Source organism: Myceligenerans cantabricum, assembly GCF_054777735.1.
Window position 1 is genome coordinate 1 of the sequence record NZ_BAAHAJ010000015.1, and the last position, 3079, is coordinate 3079.

Sequence of the window (3079 nt, forward strand, 5' to 3'; positions counted from 1 at the left end):
GTGGGGAGGGAGGCTAGGAGGGCTCCGGCCATGGAGACGCCGTAGTTTTGTAGGAGGGCGCCGTTGGCCATGTTGTTGAGGGTGATGGTGACGGGGCCGTTGCTGCTGGAGGAGAAGAAGACGGCGAAGAGGAAGTCGTTCCAGGCGTTGGTGAATTGCCAGATGAGGACGACGACGAAGCTGGGGATGGAGATGGGTAGGAGGACGGACCGGTAGGTGCGTAGCATGCCGGCGCCGTCGACGCGTGCGGCTTCGATGAGTTCGTGGGGGATGGTCATGTAGTAGTTGCGGAAGATGAGGGTGGTGATGGGGATGCCGTAGACGACGTGTAGGAGGATGAGGCTGGGGATGCCGTTGGGGATGTTGAGGTTGAGGACGAGTTGGTTCAGGGGGATCATGACGGCTTGGTAGGGGATGAACATGCCGAACAGGATCAGGGTGAAGACGATGTCGGCGCCTTGGAAGCGCCAGCGTGCCAGGACGAAGCCGTTGAGGGATCCGAGGAAGGCGGAGATGATGGTGGCGGGGACGACCATCTGGATGGTTCGCCAGATCGCGGGGGACAGGGTTGTCCAGGCGGTCTGCCAGTTTTCTAGGGTCCATTTGGTGGGTAGGGCCCAGGCGCGGGCGGGGGCGGCGTCGCCGGTGCCCTTGAAGCTGGTGATGAACAGGACGTAGACGGGGATGAGTACGACGAGTAGGAAGAACAGCAGTAGTGCGTAGCGGGTGGTGCGGGCCGGGGTGAACCGGTTGGTTGTTTTCTTGTGGGCTGGTTGGGGGGTGGTGGGGGTGCCGGGAGTGGCGTGTGCTGGTGGGACGGCGGAGGTGACGTCGGTCATCGCTTTTCCTCCCGGTGCTGGTGGATGAGGTAGGGGATCATGACGGCGGCGACGATGATCAGGAGGATGGCGCCGACGGCGGCGGAGTTGGCGTAGTCGAAGCTGGACTTGAAGACGAACATGTCCACGGCGGGGACCTTGGTCTGGTAGTTCGCGGGTTTGGAGATGGACATGATGAGGTCGAAGGATTTGAGGGACATGTGGCCGATGATGATGAGGGCGGACAGGGCCACGGGGGAGAGCTGGGGGAACAGGACGTGGCGGTAGAGCTTCCATTCGCTGGCGCCGTCCATGCGGGCGGCTTCGCGGAGCTCTTCGGGGATGCCGCGGAAGCCGGCCAGGAAGAGGGCCATGACGTAGCCGGAGAGCTGCCAGATGGCGGGGATGGCGATGGCGGTGATGCCGAGGGTGACGTTGTTCCACCAGTTGTTCTGCAGGAAGTCCAGGCCGATGATCTGGAAGAGGCGGTTGAGGCCGGAGGCTTGTGCGTCCTGGTTGGAGTTCAGGAGCCAGCGCCACACGACGCCGGAGGCGACGAAGGAGACGGCCATGGGGAACAGGTAGACGGAGCGGAACAGGCCTTCGCCCTTGACGGGCTTTTCCAGGAGCCAGGCCCAGGCGAAGCCCATGGCCATGGTGCCGGCGAGGAAGACGGTGGTGAACAGGACGAGGTTGAGCAGGGAGTGTTGGAAGTCGTCGCTGGCCAGGAGGCTGGTGTAGTTCTCGAGCCAGACGATCGCGGTGGGTTGCTGGCCGGTGGCCTGGGCCGCGGTGTGGTTGTCGGTGACCGACATCTGGAAGTTCGCTGCGATCAGTCCGTAGACGAACACGCCCAGCAGCAGCAAGGAAGGAGCGAGCAGGAGCAGGGGTGGCCCTACTCGCCGCAGGGTCTTGGGCATGGGGTTCCTCGAGGTTGGTGGACCCGCGACAAAGCCCGCCGGGCAGGCTGCGGCCCGGCAGCACCTCCAGGCGGCGTGGTGCGTGATGCCGTCTGGAGGTGCTGGGCCGCCGTGGGTGCTGCCCGGCGGGCGTTGCGGGTCGTGCTAGTGGGTCGTCTCAGCTCTCGTTGGCTGTGGCGAGCTCGGTCTGGTACTCGTCCAGGTCGGCGGCACCGGTGGTGAACTTGCTGGTGGCGTCGCTGATGGTGTTGAGGGTGGCCACGGGGGTGGCGGCGCCGTGGGCCAGGGAGGACACGATGGTGTCCTGGGCGAAGGACTCGATGGCGGTCTGCTGGTACTCGGAGAAGTCCGCGGGGTCCGCGTCGGTGCGGGCCGGGATGGAGCCCTTGGCGGCGTTGAACGCGGTCTGGCCCTCCAGGGAACCGATCGTCTCCAGCCACGCCTTGGTGCCCTCGGGGTGGGGGGCACCCACCGGGAGGGTGAAGGAGTCGGCCAGGAAGTCGAACGTGCCGGTGGTGCCCGGGGAGGGCACGGCCACGAAGTCGCTACCCAGCTCCTTGTCCTGCTCCTCGAACGCCGCGACCGCCCAGTCACCCATGATGTTGAACGCGGCTTCCCCGTCGATCACCTTCTGGGTGGCCTCGGGCCAGTCCAGCCCGTCACGGTCGGCGTTGGTGTAAGACATGATCGTCTCGAAGTCCTCCAACGCACCGGTCACCTCACCGGAGGTCCAGTCGGTCGAACCGTCCCACAGACCCGAGTAGGCCTCCGGGCCCAGGTCCGCCAGGAGCACGGTTTCCAGGAGGTGGACCTGGGTCCAGGTGGTGGCCACCGAGATCGGGGTCACCCCGGCCTTGTCGAGCTTTTCCAGGTCCGCGATGAACGCGTCCAGGTCCTCGTACTGACCCGAGGCGTCCAGGCCGGCGTCCTCGAGCACGGTGGGGTTGGCCCACATGACGTTGGCGCGGTGGATGTTGGACGGGATGGAGTAGATCGCCCCGTCCTCGGTCGAGAGCCGCTCGACCAGGTCCGCCGGGAACGCGTCAGACAACCCGAACTCCTCGTACAGGTCCGAGACGTCCTGGATCTGGGCCGCATCGATGTAGTCCTGCAGCTCCGCACCCGCGTGGGCCTGGAACGTGTCCGGCGGGTCCTGCGCCTGCAGACGCGTCTGCAACAGATCCTTCGCCGCCGACCCCGCACCACCCGCGACCGCACCGTTGACGAACTCCGTGTCCGGGTGCTGCTCCTCGAACACACCCACCAACGCATCCAGACCAGCCTTCTCCGAACCAGCAGCCCACCAGGTAAACACCTCCACCTGATCCGCACCACCCTCGG

General features: G+C 65.7%; 3 protein-coding genes. All 3 read right to left on the reverse strand.

What is annotated here, in order from left to right:
• Nucleotides 1–839: carbohydrate ABC transporter permease (locus ACYU96_RS19960; RefSeq protein ID WP_460757679.1), on the reverse strand; the 839-nt coding region annotated here is incomplete at its 3' end.
• Entirely contained in the window at nucleotides 836–1738 is a 903-nt protein-coding gene (locus ACYU96_RS19965) for a carbohydrate ABC transporter permease (protein WP_460757681.1), read from the reverse strand. The genes ACYU96_RS19960 and ACYU96_RS19965, both read right to left, overlap by 4 nt.
• 157 nt (nucleotides 1739–1895) lie before the next feature.
• On the reverse strand, nucleotides 1896–3079 hold a 1184-nt coding region (locus ACYU96_RS19970; protein ID WP_460757684.1), incomplete at its 5' end, for an ABC transporter substrate-binding protein.

Bases quoted from the DNA above. Each gene is read 5' to 3' on its own strand.
- ACYU96_RS19965 (WP_460757681.1), bottom strand. From the start codon at position 1,738: ATGCCCAAGACCCTGCGGCGAGTAGGGCCACCCCTGCTCCTGCTCGCT.